The organism is Rahnella victoriana (assembly GCF_021276285.1).
Taxonomy (GTDB): domain Bacteria; phylum Pseudomonadota; class Gammaproteobacteria; order Enterobacterales; family Enterobacteriaceae; genus Rahnella; species Rahnella victoriana.
On record NZ_CP089919.1, the window covers coordinates 3,365,795 to 3,386,126 of the forward strand.

Sequence of the window (20,332 nt, forward strand, 5' to 3'; positions counted from 1 at the left end):
CTTAGTAAAGTTACGGGGTCACCGAAGAGTTCACGATGAAATATCAGCAACTGGAAAATCTGGAAAGCGGTTGGAAATGGAAGTATCTGGTGAAAAAACACCGGGAAGGTGAGCGGATCACTCGCCATTTAGAAAACAGCGCTGCACAAGAATCCGTGAATCAACTTCTCAGACTGGAAAACGAACCGGTCAAAGTGATGGACTGGATCGCGAATGATATGAATCCGGCGCTGGAAAATCGCCTCAAACAAACCATACGGGCCCGCCGTAAACGACACTTCAATGCTGAGCATCAGCACACCCGTAAGAAATCCATCGATTTAGAGTTTCTGGTGTGGCAGCGTTTGGCCGGTCTGGCGCAAAGGCGTGGGGCAACATTGTCTGACACAATCATTCAGTTGCTTGAGGATGCTGAGCGTAAAGAAAAATACGCTAATCAGATGTCTTCATTAAAAGAGGATCTGCAGCAAATCCTTGGCAAGAAAGATCTCGGGTAATTTCGTTACCGATCCGCAGAGAATACCGCTTTGTTCTGTTATTGCAGCCATAAAAAAACCCCGCCGAGGCGGGGTTTTTGATATCTGTAGCAAAAGCTAAAGTCTGTTATTAAGCCTGTGGCTGAGTAACAGTATCTTTGTAGCCTTTAACTTCGATTTCTACACGACGGTCTGGTGCCAGGCAGTCGATCAGAGCAGCACGGCCTTTAACGGAGTCACAGGTAGAACCGGTAACTGGGTTAGATTTACCCTGGCCTTGTGCAGAGATCTTGTTAGCAGGGATACCTTTAGATACCAGGTAATCTACTACGCTCTGAGCACGTTGCTCAGACAGTTTCTGGTTGTATTGTTCTGAACCGATACGGTCGGTGTAACCCAGAACGATAACAGAACCGTCTTTAGGATCGATTGAGCTCAACTGGCTGTACAGCTGATCCAGAGCCTGTTGGCCTTCTGGTTTCAGAGTCGCTTTGTTGAAGTTGAAGAGAACGTCAGATTTCAGAGTGAATTTCTTAGTTTCTACAACTGGAGCTGGAGCTGGTGCTGGAGCAACAACTGGTGCAGCTGCTTCATCTTGACCGAAACGGTAAGAAACACCCACAGACAGCATTGCGTTATCAGGACGTGCACCAACGGTAGCTGCGTCACCAATGTTGTTAACCCACTGGTAGTCCAGACGGGTAGCCCAGTTTTTGGTCACTGCGTATTCAACACCAACGGCTGCCAGTGGAGAAACACCGGTGTCGTGGTCGCTGATGCGGCCATCTGCGCCATTGTTGAAGTTACCTTTAGAATCTGCACGCCAAACCATACCACCCAGACGGGTGTACAGGTCCAGATCGTCAGTCAGTGGGTAGCTCAGTTTAGCAGCCAGCTGAACGCCTTGTGCTTTGAACGCGCCGTTGTTTACGCTGCCTTTAGAAGGCATACGGCCAAGCCAGTCATATCCCATTTCAAAGCCCAGGTATTGGTTCGCTTGGTAACCCAAGAACGCACCTGCACCCAGTTGGCTTTCGTGGGTAGGGCCGTTGCCGATACCTTCGTAAGCATTTGCGAAACCAGTGTCATGGTATTGGGACCAGCCCAATTTACCACCGGTATACCAGGTGTTATCTTTAGGGGCGGCTTGCGCTACGGTAGCGAAACCTGCCAGTGCCACTGCTAATGCGATAGCTGTCTTTTTCATTTTGCGCCTCGTTATCATCCAAATAGGCAATTGAGCTTTAAGCTTTTTAAGCCCTTGGTTAAAATCCTTACGCCAAGATTATTGCTTCATTTCAGAACTTGCCACTTTACGTTGGCATTATTGAGCAACCTTGGCGTTGTAAAGTCTACAACGTGGCGCGAAACTTACAAGCTTGATGTGTTAACACCGTGGAAAAAAAGGGAAAAACGTACACATTTCTTAACGGCTTTGACTATTTACTGACAAAATCTGGCGTCAAACTACATTCCGAATACCCGTTTTTACTGGGCTGGCGACCTTTGACAGCACAAATCACTAACTTCCCCATTATTTTCATAGGAAAGTTCCTATTTTGAACTAATGGTATACAGAAGAGTGAATTTTTACTGTTGAGTGATGTCCACCTGCTGAATTCTGATCGTTTGTTGGCTTCATGATGAAGCCATAAGCGCCCCCCTGACGTGCTGCAATTTGCAGTCTTTCACGTTCCGCATCATTCAAATCGGGTAGCCATCCGAGCACCACGCTGTAGTTTCCTGTCTGCAATGCTTTCTCCATCGCATCCACCGTCGACATCGCGGTGATCTGATTCACCTGAACCATTTTATCGACCGGCAATCCAGATTCTGATAACCAATGACGGCTGAGCTTTTGCTGAGGCGTGAGCCATAACAGCCAGCGGGACTGCATACCCAGATGTTGGAGCAAAGGCAGGAGTAACTGCGCAAAGGCGGGTTGGCTCGCACTATAGACGAACTCAGTGATCAGACCATTATTCAAGGATGCAGACGTATTTACCTGTGCGCGATTAACCGGCAAAGCAAGCTGACTAAAATGATGATTTGTATGATGTTGAGTTCGCATAGTGATGTACCCCAGTGAGTTACTGTATGAATGTACAGTACTCTGGCGATGAGCAAAGATCAACCCAATTTTTTCCAAGACGTCTCGCAAATTTTGAAGGCAACGGACTGCAACTGCATTTTGTGTTTGTTGCGCTTCGCGACATTGCGTATTTTGCATTTAGCTGTTCTGGTAACTCAAATTGGTCGTCAGGAATTAATGTGAAAAGGATAACGCAATGATAAACAAATCAAAAAAAAGAGTACGTGAGTGCCTGGCCCTGTTTGCCCCATTGGGCAACATTCGTTCCCGCACCCAATTTGGCGGTTTCAGTCTGTCCGCCGACCGTGTCATGTTTGCCCTGGTCTCTGACGGAGAATTATATCTCCGTGCCGATAAAGAAACGGAAGTCCATTTTCGCCGTAAAAAGATGGAGAGACTGATTTACCGCAAGCGCGGCATGGACGTTCAGTTACGCTATTTTAAAGTGAGTCCGGCCCAATGGAGCGATCCTGAGGCGTTATGTAAGCTGGGCAGGCTGGCGTTACAGGGAATGCAACGCGACATCGCCGTGAGAAAAAACAATGAAGCGGGGAGGTTGAAGGATTTACCGAATCTCACACTGGCGCTTGAGAGAATGCTCTGGCAGGCGGGAATTGAGAACTCCGGAGATCTGCGTCTTCACGGTGCCTGCCAGACTTATTTGAAATTGTGCGCAATAAAAAAAAAGAACTTGGGCATTAATCTACTGATGGCACTGGAGGGGGCGATTCTGGGCTTTCACGAGGCCGCTTTGCCGATGGCTTCCAGAGAATCATTAACTCACTGGTTTAACCATCAGCAAGAGCAGCAATCGACGATCCTCCACTAAGGAGCGTCACACACGCCTGCCGTCAGAGGGCGCTCTGTGCAGGCAGGATTTTAGTATTGAGACTGGTGAGTTCAGGTAAATGGGCCACCAGTAAGCCAATTTGCTGAAGGACAAGTTGTTCTTTACTGTCACTGTCCGTCGTCCGCATCTGGATGCGGGCAGTGAGTTGCTCCAGCGCGTGATGGATGCGCTCAGCCTCTGAAGGAAGATGGTGTAACGCGCCATCCACACAGCAGGCTGCGTCATCAAGCAATTGCAGCGTTTCAGCGTCATTAAGTTTTTCACGATGCGCACCCAGCGCAGAAATGTAACTCAGCATGGTGTGATTCAGGCACAGCAGCCGGAATGCGGCCTCAAGCGTCGCCGGATCATTATTCTTCTCAGAACTCATATTCGAAACGACGGAGGCCAGTTCAGCATCACAGTTATGCGCATCGCGCCGGGCGAGCCGGTAATCAAGGCTGTTATCTTTGCCCTGATGGTACTGCACCAGAATGGCATCGAGATAACGGCAGTTCGCATCAAAGGTTTTGCTGACCACCTTATCTATCTGGCGGAATTTCCAGTCAGGCCAGATGTAGGTCACCGCAGCCCAGGCAATACCACAGCCAATCAGGGTATCGATGACACGAGGTATGGCGACTTCAAACCCTTCACCCAGCAAATTGAAACACAGCAAAACGAGCAGGGTAATGAACATGGTTGCCTGCGCGTACTGCACGGTACGGAAGGCAAAGAACAACAATCCGCTGATAACGATCAGGATCATTTGTCCGTCAACGGAAGGCACGAAATACAAGATAGGAATGCCCAGCGCAATACCGGCCAGCGTCCCGATTATCCTCAGCGCCAGTCTGCGGCGGGTCGCGCTGTAGTTTGGCTGGCAGACAAAAAGACTGGTGAGCAAAATCCAGTAGCCATGATTTAAGCCACTGACCTGAATAAATACATAGCCGATAAACAGCACCACTGACATGCGCACCGCATGGCGAAAAAGCACAGACTGAGGGGTAAAATGGCGGGATATGCGCAGCCAGATGTCATCCAGACCGGTCAGACGATCCTCGGCAAACGGGCTTTTCCCCGTCTGGTTTTCCGGCAGTGACTGCTCAGATTCAATGTTTGCCAGTTGGGCATCAATCGCATGCAGATTGCGCAAAAGATGCCGCAAGGCCTGCAACATTTCCCGATGTTCATTCTGAGATTCCAGCCGTTTCAGCGCTTCTTCAAGGCGAGAAAATGCCCGTTCAAACTGGCTGTTATGGGTGTAGTGCTGGCGGTAGAGAATGCATTGCGACAGCTGTAAGCAGGCGCGGGCCTGCATGCTCATCAGGCGTTGAAAGCGGAACAGAATATCGCTGTGATGGAATTGTTCGCTCAGTTTAAGGTATTTCACGTGCGATGAACTGGCGCGCTCATGAATGTCCTGCACCACAAAATAATAATGCAGTGTCCGGCGGGTGCCTTTCTGACCCCGGTCGCCTTTGAGCCGGGTTTGCAGCGTATTTTTCGTCTGATTTAGCGTAGAAACCAGCTGACCGTTAGCCATCGCCAGATCAACCAGTTGCTGATTATTGTCTTCCTGGTCGGGATCAAACAACGTGGCCTTGGCTTCCAGATACGCCGCCAGCTGAGTGAAACAGCGGGAGATCTGATCCTGCAACGGCCTTATCGGGAAAATAATATGGCCCGCCAGCGTCAGCAGGTTATACCAGATCGCACCGGCCAGCAGGATCAGCGGCTGCTGATACCAGATGTGATACATGCTGGTGCCCAGCATCGTATAAATGGCGATCAGTAACGCGCCGAACGCAATCGTGGCGTAACGCTGACCGAGCGCGCCGAGAAGGATGAATCCGCAGGTCGAAATCATCAACCCCGGCGCAAATAACCACGGGTAGGGGAACAGCAATTCTATTGACGCAGAGGCAATGAAAAAGCACACCAGGGTAATCACCAGATTACGCAGGCGGCCGGTGAGCCGATCATCGAGATCGGCCAGTGCGGCCGCCACGACACCGAGTGTCAGCGGAATAGTCAGCGTAATCTGGCCCAGCCACCAGGGCACGGCAGCGGCCCCTGTCAGGGCAATGAAAATCCTGATGTGATAAAGAACATTGCTGTTATAGGCATAACGCCTTAAACCCGGTGCAATAGAAAGCACGGAAAAACCCCACGTTAAAATTCAAAAATGATGAAAAATCGCGATCAGCGAATGCGTCCGTTTTTTATCTGACGGCTTGCATTGGCTTCACGAACTTGTTTTGCCAGCTCGACGGATACCACCCTGCGGCCCACGGGCCAGAGTGCTATGGCGGCGATTTTAAAATTCGCAATACCCACCGGGATTCCGATAATACTGATACATTGCGCGATACCGGCGACAATATGCGACAAGCATAACCACCAGCCGAAGAAAATAAACCAGAAGATATTCAACAGAGTACCACCGCCTGACAGCAGCACGTTGCGTTTTTCCGGGTACAGGTCGTCGACGTGTACCGCTTCGTTGCCAAAGGGCATCAGCGAAAGACGGGTGATTTCCCAGCACGAACGGGTCAGCGGCAGGGTGAAAATCAGCACGATACTGACCAGTGTGGCGAACAACCAGGCGAGCGTGGTGAAAAATCCGCCCAGAACAAAGTTAAGAATGTTGAGTACGGTACGCATGTCAGCTCTTCCCAAAGAATTTAAAAAGTTGAAAAAATTCATGTTCCCTGCAAAGAAACATACCTCTTATTCTACCTTGTTTTGGAACGTGGATCGCCTGCGCTTATCAAAGGTAAACTCTTAAATGCACTTGCATGTAAAATGACTGAATTAAAGAGAAAAAACGGTGTGATGATATGGAATTGAAATCGACCTCATTCGGGAAACATCTGGCGCAACACCCTTATAACCGGGTGCGTCTGCTCAATGCCGGCGTGGAAGTCAGCGGCGACAAACATCACTACCTGATCCCTTTTAATCAGCTCATCCAGATCCGCTGTAAGCGGGGCATCGTCTGGGGGGAACTTGAGTTTGAATTACCTGACCAAAAAGTGGTGCGCCTGCATGGCACGGAATGGCAGGAAACGCAGCGTTTCTACCATTACCTCCTGAACATCTGGCAGACCTGGAGTCTGGAGATGAGCGAGGTCAGCGCCGGGGTATTGCACGGCCAAATCGAAAAAATCACGCAGATTGAACAGCAGGATAAATGGTTCAAACGCGCTGATCTGGCGGATGTGCAGAAGGACATCGCCGACGCTTTTTCTGCCATCCCGGTGCCTGTTGAACGTCTCAGCGAATTTGATAATTGTCGGGAAGATTACCAGACCTGCCTGCGCTGGCTCGAGCAGGGGAAACGCAGCGTTGATCAGCGCAATCTGGCGTGGACCGAAAGGGTGATTGCCGATAATCGTGACTTTTTCGATACGGTGGAAGTGTCGCCCCTCAATGACAGCCAGTGTCGCGCCGTCGTCAATGGCGAAGATGCGGTACTGGTGCTGGCGGGGGCGGGCAGCGGCAAAACATCGGTGCTGGTGGCCCGCGCGGGCTGGCTGTTGCGCCGTCAGGAAGCATTACCGGAACAGATTTTGTTGCTGGCTTTTGGCCGTCAGGCCGCCGATGAAATGAACGGACGTATAAAAGAGCGTTTGCAGACAGAAGGGATCAAGGCGAAAACGTTTCACGCCCTTGCATTGCAGATTATCCAGGAAGGCAGCAAGAAAGTGCCTAAAATCAGCAAGCTGGAAACCGATTCAAAGGCGCGCCGCAGTCTGCTGATCAAAACATGGCAACAGCAATGTGCTGAGAAAAAAGTGCAGGCCAGCGGCTGGCGGCAATGGATGACAGACGAACTGGAATGGACGGTGCCTGACGGTGATTACTGGAAAAATAAATCGCTGGCGGAGCGTCTGGGCAGCCGGCTGGAACGCTGGCTCAGCCTGATGCGTATGCACGGCGGCAGTCAGGCCGAAATGATTGAAAGCGCGTCGGAAGAAGTGAAAGACCTGTTCACGAAACGCATCCGGCTGATGGCACCGTTGCTTAAAGCCTGGAAAACGGCGCTGAAAGAAGAAGGGGCTGTGGATTTCTCCGGCCTGATCCATCAGGCGGTCAATATTCTGGATAAAGGCCGGTTTGTCAGCCCGTGGAAGCATATTCTGGTGGATGAATTTCAGGATATCTCACCCCAGCGTGCGCTGCTGCTGTCGGCGTTACGTAAGCTCAACAAACATAGCAGTCTGTTTGCGGTCGGTGATGACTGGCAGGCGATCTATCGTTTCAGTGGCGCAGAGCTTTCCCTGACCACCGCATTTGCCGACAATTTTGGCGAAGGGGCGCAATGTGCGCTGGATACCACTTATCGCTTTAATGACCGTATCGGCGAAATCGCCAATAAATTTGTGCAGCAAAATCCCTATCAGCTGAAGAAACCGCTGAACAGCCTGACCAAAGGCAACAAGAAAAATGTGGTGATCCTGCCAGAAGATCAGCTGGAAAAGTTGCTGGATAAACTCAGCGGCTATGTCACGGCCGACGAGCATATTTTGGTGCTGGCCCGTTATCATCATCTTCGTCCGCAGATTCTGGAAAAAGCGGCCACGCGCTGGCCGAAACTCAATCTGGATTTTATGACCATTCACGCCAGTAAAGGGCAACAGGCTGAATACGTGATTATTGCCGGATTGCATGAAGGCAATGACGGTTTCCCTGCACCCGCGCGGGAGTCGTTGCTGGAAGAGGTGTTATTGCCGGAGCCTGAAAACTTTATGGATGCCGAAGAACGGCGCTTATTGTATGTGGCGATGACCCGCGCAAAACATCAGGTCTGGCTGCTGCAGGACAAAACCCGTCCCTCGGTTTTTGTCGAACAACTTGAAGACCTCGGCGTGCCGGTGCAGCGCAAGCCCTGAAATGACAAACCCGGCTTTTGCCGGGTTTTTTATGACGATGTACTGACCTATCACTCTTTCAGACGTGCCCATAAATAGCGCTGATAATCAGGAATGGTGATGTCCACTTCAGACTGGAATAACGGAGACTGGATCAGGAAATCCGCCGTAGCCAGATTGGTCGCGACCGGAATATTCCAGACCGTCGCCAGACGCAGCAGGGCTTTCACGTCCGGATCATGCGGCACGGCATTCAGCGGATCCCAAAGGAAAATCAGCATATCGATTTTGCCTTCTGCGATCATGGCGCCCACCTGCTGGTCGCCGCCCATCGGACCGCTCAGCATGCTTTTAACATTAATGCCGGTGCTGCGCTGCACCAGATTCCCCGTAGTGCCGGTCGCGTAAAGCACATGCTTCGACAGTTCATCCACGTTTTTGTCCACCCATTTCATCAGGGTGTTTTTACAGTGGTCATGCGCAACCAGAGCTATGTGTTTTTGTTTTGCGATCGTGCGGGTGGTGTATTCCATCTAATTCCCTTCAACGCGAAAGTAAGAGTGGATCACAGAATACTGAAACTCCGTTTTACTGCATAGCTCAGGGGCAATAATTCGGCGTTAAGAAGGGGAATGCGTGATGCAGATTAAATTACGAGGTCTGTTCCTGTTTATCCGGAAGCGTTAACCAGAGCAATAAACGCTCAATGCCTGCATTCGCCGCCAGACGCGTCCACAGCGGATGAAGATACGCGATAGAAATTTGTGAAGGCGTGTCAGTGGCTAAAGCCGATTTTTTATCCGTGCTGGCCCTGGCAAACGACGGCACGGCCGCACGCGCGCCCGACAAATTGTAGGTCATCATTAACTTTTCAGCGTCAGCGGCATGGCCGGGATTGTACATATTCAGAACATCGCGCTGTGTTGGCATTTGTCTGCCCTGGTCGTCAACCAGCTGATAGTTCATCTGCTGACTGAATTGCGCCGTTTCATCTTCACTGGTCAGTTTTGGCAGCACGAAAGACACTGAGCGATTGCCTTTGGCATTGAAGGTAACGATAAGGGCAGGGGAGTGGTAAAGCTGCGGTGGATTGGCCCGCATCGTTTTGCTGACCTGAAACAGAATCTGATGCTGGCCGCCGTCAAGTTCAAGACTGTCCGCACCTTTAAGGATTGCGCCAGACATTTGTTTGCCGTCGATAACCAGAACATCGACATCGGGGGACAGTTTGAGTGAGGTCGCCGAAGCTGACACCATCAGGCTGAGACTCGCTAATGCGACCAGCGCATGACAGACTTTCATTCTTCTCTCCCCGGATACCCCATTGCTCCTTCGCTATTATTCCGCAATGCGGATTGTGTGTCAAAGTTTTACAAAATGTTTTAATTTCACACGCCATGGCATTTCACGCGGGACTTTTTCTGCCGCAGGCTGTCGGATTGGTCATGCTGCGTTACACTTAACCCATACCGGTCAAAGGAGATAATCCCGTGCAAGACAATGATATCCGCAAGATCCTTGAGGAAGTAAAAACCATCGCGCTGGTCGGTGCCAGTGATAATCCGGGGCGTCCGAGCTACGGCGTCATGGCCTATCTGCTGTCTCAGGGCTTTGACGTGATCCCGGTCAGCCCGAAACTGGCAGGGCAGGAACTTCTGGGGCAGAAAGCCTACGGTTCGCTGGCGGAAATCCCTCATCCAATTGATATGGTGGATGTATTCCGCAATGCGGATGCCGCTTATGGCGTGGCGCAGGAGGCGATTGCGATTAAAGCGAAAGTATTGTGGCTGCAACTTGGGGTGATCAATGAGCAGGCAGCCGTGCTGGCAAAAGAGGCCGGTCTGAAAGTGGTGATGGATCGCTGCCCGAAAATTGAACTCCCGCGGCTGGGCATGGAAAAATAATCACGGTCCTGCGGTGGGCTGAAAAAATGACAAAAAAACCGGCTGCAAAGGCCGGTTTTTCATATCAACAGGTTTAAGCGAGATGGCTCAGTTACGCAGGCGCGGTGCCTGTAACTGGCTGCGGATCGATTCGGCTAAGTCATCCAGAGAGGTTTGTTCCGGATGTGAACGCGCCGCTTCATGATCAATCTGAATTTCCGCCAGGTAGGTATGCACCGGCTGGCCTTCCTCATCTTCCATCACGACATGGTACCAGGGCGCGGTGCGCATGGAATCGTCAGCAGCGACATCATCAACGTCGGGCTTATCGAGCGAATACTCTGCATCGACATCAATCACTACGCCTAAATAACCTAACATTCTGTGGCGTACCTGCTGGCCGATACCGAATTTACTGGCAATCATAGTCACCTCCCAAAATAATTCACTTATCTCTATATGAAGATAAAACGTGCTATTTCAAGTTCTGACCACGTAATCTGCGTAAAATTCGCTCGCGTGCCGTCGTAACAGCACGCAGTGCTTACCTTCAGTTCATGACCAGGCAGGCAAAACCTTTCAGATACAACCCTTCAGGATAGGCGCCGGTCACCGGATGGTCAGCCGCCTGACGGAACTGCTCCACGAACTGTATTTCACGGCCCGCATCCAGCGCCGCATCGGCCAGAATTTTCTGGAACAGATCGGTCGGCAACAGACCGGAGCAGGAGAAGCTGAGCAGGATACCGCCCGGACGCAACAGTTGCAGCGCCAGCATATTGATATCTTTATAGCCGCGACAGGCGCTTGCCAGCTGATTTTTGTTCTCCACGAATTTCGGCGGATCCATCACAATCATGTCGAACTGCTGACCTTCCGTGCGGTATTTACGCAGCAACTGGAAGACGTCTTCGCGCACGAATTCCGCTTTTGACAGGTCCAGTTTGTTCAGCTCAACGTTCTGGCGGGCCACGTCGAGTGCGGCCTGCGAGGTATCCACGTTGGTCACTTTTGTACAGCCGCCCATCAGTGCCGATACAGCAAAAGCACCGGTATAGGAGAAGCAGTTGAGGACATTACGGCCTGCGGCATAATTGCGTGCGGCAAGACGGCTGTCACGCTGATCAAGATAGAAGCCGGTTTTGTGGCCTTCTTTGATATCAACCAGCAGGCTCATCCCGTGTTCCTGAATGGGCAACAGGGCAGGAGGCTCGTCACCCACCACATGGCCTTGCGTCAGTTCCAGACCTTCTTTTTTACGCACCGCCACATCAGAGCGATCCCAGATGGCGCACTCCGGATAACAATGTTGCAGCGCTGCGATCAGCGGAGCACGCTGGTATTCCGCACCGGCTGACAGCAATTGCAGTACCAGAAAATTCTGGAAACGATCGATAGTAATACCGGGCAGGCAGTCGGATTCACCGGCAATCAGGCGATAACCGTCCAGTCCGTCACGTTTAGCGATATAGTCTCGCCAGCTCTGCGCCTGTTGCAAACGACGGATGAAAAACGCGATATCAATGTCTTCATCCTGCTTAAATGTCCAGACGCGCGCACGGATCTGTGAGGACGGCGAATAGGCACCGCGTGCCAGCCATTTTCCCTGACTGTCTACAATATCTATAGTCTCGCCGGAATGGGCTTTACCTTCGATGCGTGCAACAGCACCGGAAAACACCCACGGGTGGCGACGAAGAAGTGATTTTTCACGGCCTTTGGCCAGAATTAAACGTGCAGTCATAAAATTAGGTTCTGTCGGTTCGGAGACAAAAAAGAGCGACATTGTCCGGTCATGCAGGTGAAATTGCAACGAACCATACCGCTAACGGAGAGAATATTATGGCAACAGTCAGTATAGCCGCCTATGTGTACGGCATGGTGCAGGGCGTCGGTTTTCGTTTTGCGACCCAACATCAGGCAACCGGATTGGGGTTAACCGGTTATGCGAAAAATCTTGAGGATGGCAGCGTCGAAGTGGTGGCGTGCGGGGATCAGGAAAAAGTCGACCAGCTGTTAGCCTGGCTGAAGCAGGGCGGGCCGAAACATGCCCGGGTGGATCGCGTGCTCAGTGAGCCGACCGCACCCGGTCATTACAGCGATTTTAAAATCAAATACTGAAGTCTTTTACAGGCACTTCACCGGTTTGGGCAGACCGGCAATTTTGGTCGCCTGTTTGGCCGGGCCTTTCGGGAACAGCCGGAACAGATAGCGGCTGTTGCCTTTCTCTTCGCCGTATTTCTGTGCCATCGCCTTTACCAGCATACGCACGGCGGGTGAGGTATTGAATTCGAGATAAAACCCGCGCACGAACCGCACCACTTCCCAGTGCGCGTCGGTCAGCGTGATGTCTTCCTGTGCGGCCAGCAGAGGCGCCATGCCTTCCTGCCAGTCCTGACTGTTTTTCAGGTAACCCTGAGCGTCGGTTTCAATAACCTGACCTTCAAACTCCAGCATACAACCTCAAACCCGTAAAAATGCAGCCGCCAGTTTAGCAAAAACAGCGGACAGTAAAAATAAAAAGCCCCGCACAGGGGCGGGGCTTCGGTTTACATCAGGCTCATCAGTTACGTGATGACATCCCCAGAATGCTCAGCAGGCTGACAAAGATGTTGTACAGCGAGACATACAGGCTGACGGTCGCGCGAATATAGTTGGTTTCGCCGCCGTGAATGATGTTGCTGGTTTCCCACAGAATCGCACCTGCGGAGAACAGAATAAACAGACAGCTGATCGCCAGTGACAACGCCGGGATTTGCAGGAACAGGTTGGCGATCACCGCCACCAGCAGTACCACAAAGCCTGCCATCATCATGCCGGACAGGAACGACATGTCTTTGCGCGTGGTCAGCACATAGGCTGAACAGCAGAAGAACACCAGCGCGGTACCGCCCAGCGCCAGCATAATAATGTCACCGGCACCGACTGAAAGCAGCGAACTCAGCAATGGCCCCAGCGTATACCCCATAAAACCGGTCAGGGCGAAAGCCGATAAAATACCCGCCGGGCTGTTGGCCGTGCGGTAGGTCAGGAACATCAGCCCGTAGAAGCCGACGATGGTCAGCAGGAAACCGGGAGAGGGCAATCTCAGAACCGTGCTCGCCGTCGCCGTGATCGCGGAAACGCCGAGGGTCAGTGCTAACAGAAAATAAGTATTACGCAGCACCCGGTGCGTGCTTAGCAACGAGCCAGCGCGTGATGACGAAGAGGCAACGATACGATCCATAATAAAATTCTCACTCTTAACAAAAAGTTGGAGTCGGTGAAAATACAAACAGATTGCAGTGTAAGGAGTGGCGTTACGTCATTAAAGACGTTTTACCCTTCTTTACCTGCTCAGGGCGGGCAGGGCGCGGTTTCCCGACGTCAAAACCGTCGTTATGATGCTTAAATCGCCATTTGAGAACGGAATGGCGTTTTTTCAGGCAAACGAACAGAATCAGGCTTTACAAGCGGATCGCCACTGTTTATAGTTCGCTTCGTTGCGGAGGGGTGGCCGAGCGGCTGAAGGCACCGGTCTTGAAAACCGGCGATGGGAAACCATTCGAGAGTTCGAATCTCTCCTCCTCCGCCATAAACAACACAAGAAAGCTGCTAAGTCATTAGCGGCTTTTTTTGTGTCTGTCATTTATGAACATACATTGTGAAGGCGATGTAAATGTTCATAAAATCAACAAACTAGACCGAAAATAATGTTTGCATCTTTTTTTCTGTCTTGTATACTACGCCCCGTACTGAACGACTGACGTCGTAAAGTGCTTGTTGTTTACGGAGGGGTGGCCGAGCGGCTGAAGGCACCGGTCTTGAAAACCGGCGATGGGAAACCATTCGAGAGTTCGAATCTCTCCTCCTCCGCCATAAACAACACATCAAAGCTGCTAAGCCATTAGCGGCTTTTTTTGTGTCTGAAATTCAGGCATCCCTGCCTGAATTCAGCGTATGGCCTGCTGGCCGTACTGTCTCGGCGAACATCCCAGTGTGCGTTTGAACGCTGTGCTGAAGGCACTTTCAGAGTCATAACCGAGCGACAGGGCTACCGCTGAAACCGGTTCTTTACTGTTCGCCAGCCGGTCTCCGGCCAGCAACATCCGCCAGCGCGTCAGGTATTCCAGCGGCGCACTGCCGACGGCCTGCTTAAATTTCTGCGAGAACACGGAGCGCGACATGCCCGCCCGTTCCGCCAGCGTCTGCACCGTCCAGCGTTGCGCAGGATTTTCATGCATCGCATTCAGTGCTTTCGATAACTGCTTATCTGCCAGCGCGGCAAACCAGCCACTGTTTTCCCCTTCCGGCGCGTTATCGACGTGCATCCGCAGCGCCTGAACCAGCATCATGTGCGCCATGTGCTGTGCGATCAGTAATCCGCCGGGCCGCTGATCACGTAATTCCTGCATCATCCGCTCAACTGCCCAGCGCAAACTCTCTTTGTCGGATTCTTTCGAGATATGCACCACCGGCGGCAGCATCGCCAGCAATGTGGCGGCGTTAGTGCCGCTGACCGCAAACCGGCTGCCGGTCAGAAAGAAATCCCGGCCGCCGTTGCAGGACACCGTACCGCCATCCAGCGCCTGCTGGAAAATCGGACCAGCATCGACGGGCGGAATACTCAGATCGCTGGCGAGCCGAAAAGGGCGGCCGCCAGGCAACACAAAACAATCACCGGCTTTGAGATGTACCGCGCCGGGCACATCGTCTACCGCCAGCCAGCATTCGCCGGTAATGATCGCATTGCATTTAATCGACTGATAATGGTCGGGAAATTGTACCGACCACGCCCCTCCGGCTTCAAAACCTTTGGACATATAACTGCGCGGCTTCAGCAGCGATAACACATCAGAAAGAGGATCCATTAATGACTCCGGACGATCGCAAAGATAATGCGGACATTAGCGCATAGATCGTCTTTTCTCCAGTGCCTATAGTGTGCTGCGTAAGCCATTCACCTTTATCAGCCAACCACAGGGGATTTTAAGATGCGTGTATTCGTGACAGGAGCAACGGGTTTTGTCGGTTCTGCGGTGGTGCAGGAATTACTGCGTGCCGGTCATCAGGTGCTGGGGCTGGCCCGTTCGGATGCTTCGGCGCAGGCGCTGACTGACGCGGGGGCTGACGTGCATCGCGGCAGTATTGAAGATCCGGACAGTCTGACGTCCGGCGCGGCGCAGGCAGACGGCGTGATCCACACGGCGTTTATCCATGACTTTTCGAAATTTCTCGAGAATTGTGAAAAAGACCGGCGGGCAATTGGCGCACTGGGTGCGGCGCTGAAAGGCACGGATAAACCGCTGATCGTGACGTCCGGCACCGCGCTGGTAAACACCGGACGTCTGGCGACGGAAAAGGATTTACCTGATCCGCAGGGACAGAATCCCCGTGTGGCCTCTGATCTCGCGGTTGCCGCGCTGGCGGAGCAGGGCGTGCGGGTATCACTGGTGCGGCTGCCGCCGTCGGTGCACGGCGCGGGCGACCACGGTTTTGTGCCGATGATCATCGCGATGGCGCGGGAAAAAGGCGAATCAGCGTATCCCGGTGAAGGCGAAAACCGCTGGCCTGCCGTTCACCGTTTTGATGCGGCGAAGGTGTTTGTGCTGGCGCTGGAGAAAGGCGCGCAGAATGCGATTTATCATGCGAACTCAGAGGAAGGCGTCCCATTTCGCGAAATTGCCACACTGATTGGCAAGCACCTTAACCTGCCGGTGGTCAGTAAAAACGGGCAAGATCTGACGGCGCACTTTGGCTGGTTCACGCATTTTGCTTCGCTGAATAATCCGACCTCCAGTCAGATCACCCGCGATATTCTGGGCTGGACACCGGCGCATCCGGATTTACTGACAGATATAAATACGGCCGGATATTTTAAATAATCCTCTTTGAACCGGACGCAAAACAGGTCATTCCGGCGGCCTGTTTTGCGTTTTCCTCCGTGGTTTTTATGGTGTTAATTGCCTAAAAAACGCCCCGACTCACAAATCGGGAAGATAAAAAAATTACCCCATTGCCTGCCCGATGTTATGCGCTATGTTGATTTTTAGTTTCCCAAATGTAACTAGAGGTTAACAATAATGAAGAACAACTTACGATTCTCTCTGATTGCTGCGGCTGTAATGATGTCTTCCTCCGCAATGTCTGCATTACCTCAGGGCTACCCGGCCGGTTATCAAAAAATCGTCGATGCGGCGACCAAAGAAGGCAAAGTGGTGGTCTATTCCACCACCGACACCAAAGCCGCAGGCCCGCTGATTCAGGGCTTTGAGGCCACGTATCCGGGTATCAAAGTCGAATATAACGACATGAACAGCACCGAACTGTACAACCGTTATATCAGTGAACAGGCGGCGGGCGGCACCAGTGGCGACGTGGTCTGGAGTTCCTCCATGGACACGGCGCTGAAACTGGCGACCGACTACGCGCAGGAATACAAATCCCCGGAACAGGCGCAGTTACCAAAATGGGCGGTGTGGAAAGACAAAGCCTACGGCACGACCTATGAGCCGGTGGTGTTTATCTATAACAAACGTCTGATCCCGGCCGGTGATGTGCCGGACTCGCACGCGGCACTGGCGAAACTGATTGCCAGCCAGACCGAAAAATTCAACAAAAAAGTGACGACTTACGACATCGAAAAATCCGGCCTCGGCTTCATGCTGTCGGTGCAGGATTTCAAAGCCGATCCGAATTATTTCAAAACGCTGGCTGACGTCGCCAAAGGCGGTTTAGCGGTGCAGTCTTCCACCGGCACCATGATGGAACGCGTTTCTTCCGGCGAAAACCTGATCGGCTTTAACATCCTTGGTTCTTACGCCGAGGCCCGCGCCAAAACGGATCCGTCACTCGGTATCTCCTATCCGAAGGATTACACCCTGGTGCTCTCCCGCGTGTCCTTCATCAGTCAGGAATCGAAAAACAGCAACGCCGCCAAACTGTGGCTGGACTACGTGCTGTCTGAGAAAGGGCAGAGCATTCTGGCCAATCAGGCGGATATCCCGTCTATCCGTAACGATATCGAAGGCAAAAACGATATCGACGGCATGACCAAAATGTTGGGCAATGCGCTCAAACCCATCCCGGTGGATGAAACCCTGCTGGAATACCTGCAACAGAAAAAACGCCTCGACTACATCAAACAGTGGCGTACCGCTGCTGCCAAGTAGTGGCATATCGAAGCGCGTCACTTTCCGTCGCGCTTCCTTTTTCCTGCCTGATTTCGCTCTCCTTGTTTCTAACCGAAGGGAAGTAACATGAACGCATTGCGCAGAAAGTGGCAGAGCCTGCCGCGCGGCATTGTGGTGTTGATAACGGCGCTGGTTATCTACATCCCGTTGTCGTTCATCGTGATACAAAGTTTCCTCTCCGCGCCGTTCTTTTCGCCGTCGAAAGAATGGAGCCTCGAATCTTTTGGATTCATCTTTACCGATCCGGATTTCTACAAGGCGCTGAAAAGCGGCTTTATTCTGGCCTTCGGGCTGGTGGTGATCGCCATTCCGCTCGGCGGGATCCTGGCGTTCCTGATGGTGCGTACCGATTTACCGGGCAGACGCGTGATTGAACCGCTGATCCTGGTGCCGATTTTCGTCTCGCCGATGGTGCTGGGTTTTGGTTATGTGGTGGCGGCCGGGCCGGTCGGGTTCTTCTCTCTGTGGGCGCAGTCGATCATTGGTTTCGTGCCGTGGAACATCTACGACATGTCGAGCATCGTTGTGATTGCCGGTCTGACGCACGTTCCGCACGCGTATCTGTATATCTCCTCGGCGCTGCGCAGCGTCGGATCGGATGTCGAAGAAGCCGCGCGTACCGCCGGTGCCTCGCCGTTGCAGGTGATGACCGCCGTCAGTCTGCCGATGGTGCGCCCGTCGATTCTCTACGCCACGGTTCTGTTGTTTTTCCTCGGGCTGGAAGTGTTCGGGCTGATGCTGGTGCTTGGCGACCCGGAAGGCAACATGGTGCTGGCGACCTATCTGTATCAGCTGACCAACAAACTTGGTACGCCGTCTTATCACCTGATGGCTGCGGTGGCCGTAGTACTGATTTGTATCACTATTCCGCTGGTGATGTTGCAGCGCCGCCTGATGCGTACGGCCAACCGTTTTGTCACGGTGAAAGGTAAGGCGTCACAGGCGCGAGCCTTGCCGCTTGGCAAATGGCGCTGGGTAGCCGGTGCCGTGGTGGCGTTCTGGCTGACGGTGACCATCGGCGTTCCGCTGATTGGCGTGATGCTGCGCGCGTTTATCTCCAACTGGGGTGTCGGCGTGTCCATCTGGGATGAACTGTCACTCAATACGTTTCGCACGATCTGGGAACAACCCAACCTGCTGCGCGCTATCGTCAACTCCATGGCGATTGGTGTGATCGGCGGTGCGCTGGCGGTGGCCTGTTATCTGTTTATCGGCATCGCGATGCACCGTAAACCGGACGGCGTGACCCGTTTCCTCGATTACAGCGTACTGGTGCCGCGTGCGGTGCCGGGGCTGCTGGCCGGTCTGGCGTTTCTGTGGGTGTTTCTGTTCCTGCCGATGTGGCTGGATAACGCGCTCAAATCCGGCTGGCTTTCCGGTATGCCGTGGTCGCAGTGGCTGCGCGATAACCTGGTGGTCTGGCTGCGATCGCTGCGCAGTACGATTTTCAGTGTCTGGCTGGCGTATACCGTGGTGTGGATGGCGTACGGCCTGCGGCTGATCTCCTCGACGCTGTTGCAGGTCGGGCCGGAGCTGGAAGAGGCGGCGCGCAGTACCGGTGCGACGCGCGGGCAGATCACCCGTCACGTCACCATTCCGCTGTCGCGTTACGGCCTGATTGGCTCTTGGCTGCTGATGTTCCTGATTTTCGAGCGCGAATATTCCACCGGTGTCTATCTGCTGTCGCCGGGCACGGAAACCATCGGCTCGATGCTGGTTTCCCTGTGGGCGGCGGGTGCCATTGATATCGTTGCCGCGCTCTCCTTTATTAACATCCTGCTGGTGGTGTTAGGTCTGGGTATTGCCCTTCGTTTCGGAGTCAAATTACATGATTGAATTATCGGTCGACAATCTGCACTTAACTTATGGCGACAATCCGGTGCTGAAGGGCGTTTCCATGGAACTGAAACGCGGCGAAGTGGTGTCATTGCTCGGGCCTTCCGGCAGCGGCAAAACCACCTTACTGCGGGCAGTGGCCGGGCTGGAAAAACCGGTGAAAGGCACCATCGTCATTGGCAAAAACAAAGTCTACGATGGCACGCCGCGCAGCGAAATTCCGGCCGAAGAGCGCAATCTCGGGCTGGTGTTTCAGTCTTACGCGCTGTGGCCGCACAAAACCGTGTTTGAGAACGTGGCGTATCCGCTGAAATTACGCAAAGTGTCAGCCGGGGAAATCACTCAACGTGTGCAGGATGTGCTGAATCAGCTGGGGCTGGGGCATCTGGGCAAGCGCCATCCGCATCAGCTTTCCGGCGGACAGCAGCAGCGGGTGGCGATTGGCCGTGCGCTGGTTTACAACCCGCCGGTGATCCTGCTCGATGAGCCGCTGTCGAACCTTGATGCCAAACTGCGTGAAGAAGCGCGGGTTTTCCTGCGCGAACTGATCATCAAACTCGGGCTGTCGGCGCTGATGGTGACGCACGACCAGAACGAAGCGATGGCGATTTCGGATCGTATTTTGTTGCTCAACAACGGCAAAATTGAACAGCAGGGTACGCCGCAGGAAATGTACGGTTCGCCGAAAACGCTGTTTACCGCAGAGTTTATGGGCAGCAACAACCGTCTGCACGGCAAAGTCACTGAAGTGCGCGACGGCAAAGCGCGCATCGAAGGCAGCGGCTGGGTGCTGTGGGGGCAGGCGGGAGAGGGCGTGCAGGCCGGACAGGATGGCACGGCGGTGATCCGCGTCGAACGCGTGGTGCTGGCCGACGGACCGGGCGAGAATCAGCTGGAATTACCGTTGCTGACCAGCATGTATCTCGGTGACCGCTGGGAATATCTGTTCCGCACGGCTGGCGATGATTTTGTCATTCGCGCGTATGGCACCGACGTGCGCGACCCGCAGCATTGCCGTCTGGCACTTCCCGAAAACCATGTGTGGATCTTCCCTAAATAATACCCGTCATACTTAAAGCTGCAGGTGCGTTGGCTGCGTTCAGGGACCCGAATCACTTACTTATGTAAGCTCATCGGGATCCCATCGCTTGCCGCCTTCCTGCA

Annotated in this window: 20 protein-coding genes and 2 tRNA genes; 11 read left to right on the forward strand and 11 right to left on the reverse strand. The window is 53.0% G+C overall.

Annotated elements, in window-relative coordinates; all coding sequences use genetic code 11:
- Window positions 1-35: 35 nt before the first annotated feature.
- Window positions 36-497, forward strand: a complete 462-nt coding sequence (matP, locus tag J9880_RS15475) for a macrodomain Ter protein MatP (RefSeq protein WP_095922577.1) — start codon at window positions 36-38, stop codon at window positions 495-497.
- 109 nt (window positions 498-606) lie between these two features.
- Here matP and ompA read toward each other — a convergent pair whose 3' ends face one another.
- Both ompA and sulA read right to left on the reverse strand, forming a co-directional pair.
- Window positions 607-1,683 (reverse strand): porin OmpA, encoded by a 1,077-nt coding sequence (gene ompA, locus J9880_RS15480; protein WP_095922576.1) that lies wholly within the window; start codon window positions 1,681-1,683, stop codon window positions 607-609.
- A 357-nt stretch (window positions 1,684-2,040) separates the two neighbouring features.
- Window positions 2,041-2,547: an SOS-induced cell division inhibitor SulA gene (gene sulA / locus J9880_RS15485; protein ID WP_119822941.1), complete on the reverse strand. Its 507-nt coding sequence runs from the start codon at window positions 2,545-2,547 to the stop codon at window positions 2,041-2,043.
- 217 nt (window positions 2,548-2,764) lie between these two features.
- On the opposite strand from sulA, the gene J9880_RS15490 reads away from it, so the two are divergent.
- Window positions 2,765-3,397 carry a TfoX/Sxy family DNA transformation protein gene (locus J9880_RS15490; RefSeq protein WP_119822237.1) on the forward strand — a complete coding sequence of 211 codons (633 nt, stop codon included), beginning with the start codon at window positions 2,765-2,767 and terminating at the stop codon, window positions 3,395-3,397.
- Window positions 3,398-3,419: 22 nt separating this feature from the next.
- Here the strand turns inward: J9880_RS15490 and yccS are convergent, their stop codons facing one another.
- Entirely contained in the window at window positions 3,420-5,561 is a 2,142-nt protein-coding gene (yccS, locus tag J9880_RS15495; protein WP_232769563.1) for a YccS family putative transporter, read from the reverse strand.
- A 44-nt stretch (window positions 5,562-5,605) separates the two neighbouring features.
- Window positions 5,606-6,067: a YccF domain-containing protein gene (locus J9880_RS15500; RefSeq protein ID WP_131693714.1), complete on the reverse strand. Its 462-nt coding sequence runs from the start codon at window positions 6,065-6,067 to the stop codon at window positions 5,606-5,608.
- A gap of 176 nt (window positions 6,068-6,243) precedes the next feature.
- Between J9880_RS15500 and helD the strand changes: the two genes are divergently transcribed.
- Window positions 6,244-8,298, forward strand: a complete 2,055-nt coding sequence (gene helD / locus J9880_RS15505) for a DNA helicase IV (RefSeq protein ID WP_095922573.1) — start codon at window positions 6,244-6,246, stop codon at window positions 8,296-8,298.
- A 50-nt stretch (window positions 8,299-8,348) separates the two neighbouring features.
- Here helD and mgsA read toward each other — a convergent pair whose 3' ends face one another.
- Window positions 8,349-8,810 (reverse strand): methylglyoxal synthase, encoded by a 462-nt coding sequence (mgsA, locus tag J9880_RS15510; protein WP_095922572.1) that lies wholly within the window; start codon window positions 8,808-8,810, stop codon window positions 8,349-8,351.
- 118 nt (window positions 8,811-8,928) lie between these two features.
- Window positions 8,929-9,579, reverse strand: coding sequence for a DUF2057 family protein (locus J9880_RS15515; protein WP_119822239.1), 651 nt, complete (start codon window positions 9,577-9,579; stop codon window positions 8,929-8,931).
- A 188-nt stretch (window positions 9,580-9,767) separates the two neighbouring features.
- On the opposite strand from J9880_RS15515, the gene J9880_RS15520 reads away from it, so the two are divergent.
- On the forward strand, window positions 9,768-10,181 hold the full coding sequence (locus tag J9880_RS15520; RefSeq protein WP_119822240.1) for a CoA-binding protein: 414 nt from the start codon (window positions 9,768-9,770) through the stop codon (window positions 10,179-10,181).
- Between the two features lie 87 nt (window positions 10,182-10,268).
- On the opposite strand, the gene hspQ is transcribed toward J9880_RS15520, so the two are convergent.
- On the reverse strand, window positions 10,269-10,586 hold the full coding sequence (gene hspQ / locus J9880_RS15525; RefSeq protein ID WP_095922569.1) for a heat shock protein HspQ: 318 nt from the start codon (window positions 10,584-10,586) through the stop codon (window positions 10,269-10,271).
- A 124-nt stretch (window positions 10,587-10,710) separates the two neighbouring features.
- The gene (gene rlmI / locus J9880_RS15530; protein ID WP_095922568.1) at window positions 10,711-11,904 is read right to left on the reverse strand and encodes a 23S rRNA (cytosine(1962)-C(5))-methyltransferase RlmI; all 1,194 of its coding nucleotides are present in this window, start codon (window positions 11,902-11,904) and stop codon (window positions 10,711-10,713) included.
- A gap of 98 nt (window positions 11,905-12,002) precedes the next feature.
- Here rlmI and yccX point away from each other — a divergent pair, with 98 nt between their 5' ends.
- The gene (gene yccX / locus J9880_RS15535) at window positions 12,003-12,281 is read left to right on the forward strand and encodes an acylphosphatase (RefSeq protein ID WP_095922567.1); all 279 of its coding nucleotides are present in this window, start codon (window positions 12,003-12,005) and stop codon (window positions 12,279-12,281) included.
- 6 nt (window positions 12,282-12,287) lie between these two features.
- Here the strand turns inward: yccX and tusE are convergent, their stop codons facing one another.
- Entirely contained in the window at window positions 12,288-12,617 is a 330-nt protein-coding gene (tusE, locus tag J9880_RS15540) for a sulfurtransferase TusE (protein ID WP_095922566.1), read from the reverse strand.
- A gap of 106 nt (window positions 12,618-12,723) precedes the next feature.
- Complete coding sequence (yccA, locus tag J9880_RS15545) at window positions 12,724-13,386, reverse strand: FtsH protease modulator YccA (protein WP_095922565.1); 663 nt, start codon at window positions 13,384-13,386, stop codon at window positions 12,724-12,726.
- Window positions 13,387-13,646: 260 nt separating this feature from the next.
- Between yccA and J9880_RS15550 the strand changes: the two genes are divergently transcribed.
- Both J9880_RS15550 and J9880_RS15555 read left to right on the forward strand, forming a co-directional pair.
- Window positions 13,647-13,734 (forward strand) — tRNA-Ser (locus tag J9880_RS15550).
- A 196-nt stretch (window positions 13,735-13,930) separates the two neighbouring features.
- Window positions 13,931-14,018, forward strand: a tRNA-Ser gene (locus J9880_RS15555).
- Window positions 14,019-14,092: 74 nt separating this feature from the next.
- Here the strand turns inward: J9880_RS15555 and J9880_RS15560 are convergent.
- Window positions 14,093-15,010: an AraC family transcriptional regulator gene (locus J9880_RS15560; protein WP_119822241.1), complete on the reverse strand. Its 918-nt coding sequence runs from the start codon at window positions 15,008-15,010 to the stop codon at window positions 14,093-14,095.
- A 123-nt stretch (window positions 15,011-15,133) separates the two neighbouring features.
- Here J9880_RS15560 and J9880_RS15565 point away from each other — a divergent pair, with 123 nt between their 5' ends.
- The 4 genes from J9880_RS15565 to J9880_RS15580 all read left to right on the forward strand — a co-directional run bounded on the left by J9880_RS15565 (window position 15,134) and on the right by J9880_RS15580 (window position 20,228).
- Window positions 15,134-16,024: an SDR family oxidoreductase gene (locus tag J9880_RS15565; RefSeq protein ID WP_232769564.1), complete on the forward strand. Its 891-nt coding sequence runs from the start codon at window positions 15,134-15,136 to the stop codon at window positions 16,022-16,024.
- A 198-nt stretch (window positions 16,025-16,222) separates the two neighbouring features.
- Complete coding sequence (locus J9880_RS15570; protein WP_095922562.1) at window positions 16,223-17,311, forward strand: ABC transporter substrate-binding protein; 1,089 nt, start codon at window positions 16,223-16,225, stop codon at window positions 17,309-17,311.
- A gap of 87 nt (window positions 17,312-17,398) precedes the next feature.
- A complete protein-coding gene (locus tag J9880_RS15575; protein WP_195817328.1) occupies window positions 17,399-19,168 on the forward strand; it encodes an ABC transporter permease in 1,770 nt (589 codons plus the stop codon).
- Window positions 19,161-20,228: an ABC transporter ATP-binding protein gene (locus tag J9880_RS15580; RefSeq protein ID WP_095922560.1), complete on the forward strand. Its 1,068-nt coding sequence runs from the start codon at window positions 19,161-19,163 to the stop codon at window positions 20,226-20,228. Before J9880_RS15575 ends, J9880_RS15580 begins: the two co-directional genes overlap by 8 nt.
- Window positions 20,229-20,332: the final 104 nt, after the last annotated feature.

What these genes read in the sequence shown, in the direction of transcription:
- J9880_RS15560 (WP_119822241.1), bottom strand. Translation starts at nt 15,010, where the DNA reads ATGGATCCTCTTTCTGATGTGTTATCGCTGCTGAAGCCGCGCAGTTAT.
- sulA (WP_119822941.1), bottom strand. Translation starts at nt 2,547, where the DNA reads ATGCGAACTCAACATCATACAAATCATCATTTTAGTCAGCTTGCTTTG.
- ompA (WP_095922576.1), bottom strand. Translation starts at nt 1,683, where the DNA reads ATGAAAAAGACAGCTATCGCATTAGCAGTGGCACTGGCAGGTTTCGCT.
- mgsA (WP_095922572.1), bottom strand. Translation starts at nt 8,810, where the DNA reads ATGGAATACACCACCCGCACGATCGCAAAACAAAAACACATAGCTCTG.
- hspQ (WP_095922569.1), bottom strand. Translation starts at nt 10,586, where the DNA reads ATGATTGCCAGTAAATTCGGTATCGGCCAGCAGGTACGCCACAGAATG.
- J9880_RS15490 (WP_119822237.1), top strand. Translation starts at nt 2,765, where the DNA reads ATGATAAACAAATCAAAAAAAAGAGTACGTGAGTGCCTGGCCCTGTTT.
- helD (WP_095922573.1), top strand. Translation starts at nt 6,244, where the DNA reads ATGGAATTGAAATCGACCTCATTCGGGAAACATCTGGCGCAACACCCT.
- J9880_RS15580 (WP_095922560.1), top strand. Translation starts at nt 19,161, where the DNA reads ATGATTGAATTATCGGTCGACAATCTGCACTTAACTTATGGCGACAAT.
- J9880_RS15570 (WP_095922562.1), top strand. Translation starts at nt 16,223, where the DNA reads ATGAAGAACAACTTACGATTCTCTCTGATTGCTGCGGCTGTAATGATG.
- rlmI (WP_095922568.1), bottom strand. Translation starts at nt 11,904, where the DNA reads ATGACTGCACGTTTAATTCTGGCCAAAGGCCGTGAAAAATCACTTCTT.
- J9880_RS15565 (WP_232769564.1), top strand. Translation starts at nt 15,134, where the DNA reads ATGCGTGTATTCGTGACAGGAGCAACGGGTTTTGTCGGTTCTGCGGTG.
- J9880_RS15515 (WP_119822239.1), bottom strand. Translation starts at nt 9,579, where the DNA reads ATGAAAGTCTGTCATGCGCTGGTCGCATTAGCGAGTCTCAGCCTGATG.
- yccX (WP_095922567.1), top strand. Translation starts at nt 12,003, where the DNA reads ATGGCAACAGTCAGTATAGCCGCCTATGTGTACGGCATGGTGCAGGGC.
- J9880_RS15500 (WP_131693714.1), bottom strand. Translation starts at nt 6,067, where the DNA reads ATGCGTACCGTACTCAACATTCTTAACTTTGTTCTGGGCGGATTTTTC.
- yccA (WP_095922565.1), bottom strand. Translation starts at nt 13,386, where the DNA reads ATGGATCGTATCGTTGCCTCTTCGTCATCACGCGCTGGCTCGTTGCTA.
- J9880_RS15575 (WP_195817328.1), top strand. Translation starts at nt 17,399, where the DNA reads ATGAACGCATTGCGCAGAAAGTGGCAGAGCCTGCCGCGCGGCATTGTG.
- matP (WP_095922577.1), top strand. Translation starts at nt 36, where the DNA reads ATGAAATATCAGCAACTGGAAAATCTGGAAAGCGGTTGGAAATGGAAG.
- tusE (WP_095922566.1), bottom strand. Translation starts at nt 12,617, where the DNA reads ATGCTGGAGTTTGAAGGTCAGGTTATTGAAACCGACGCTCAGGGTTAC.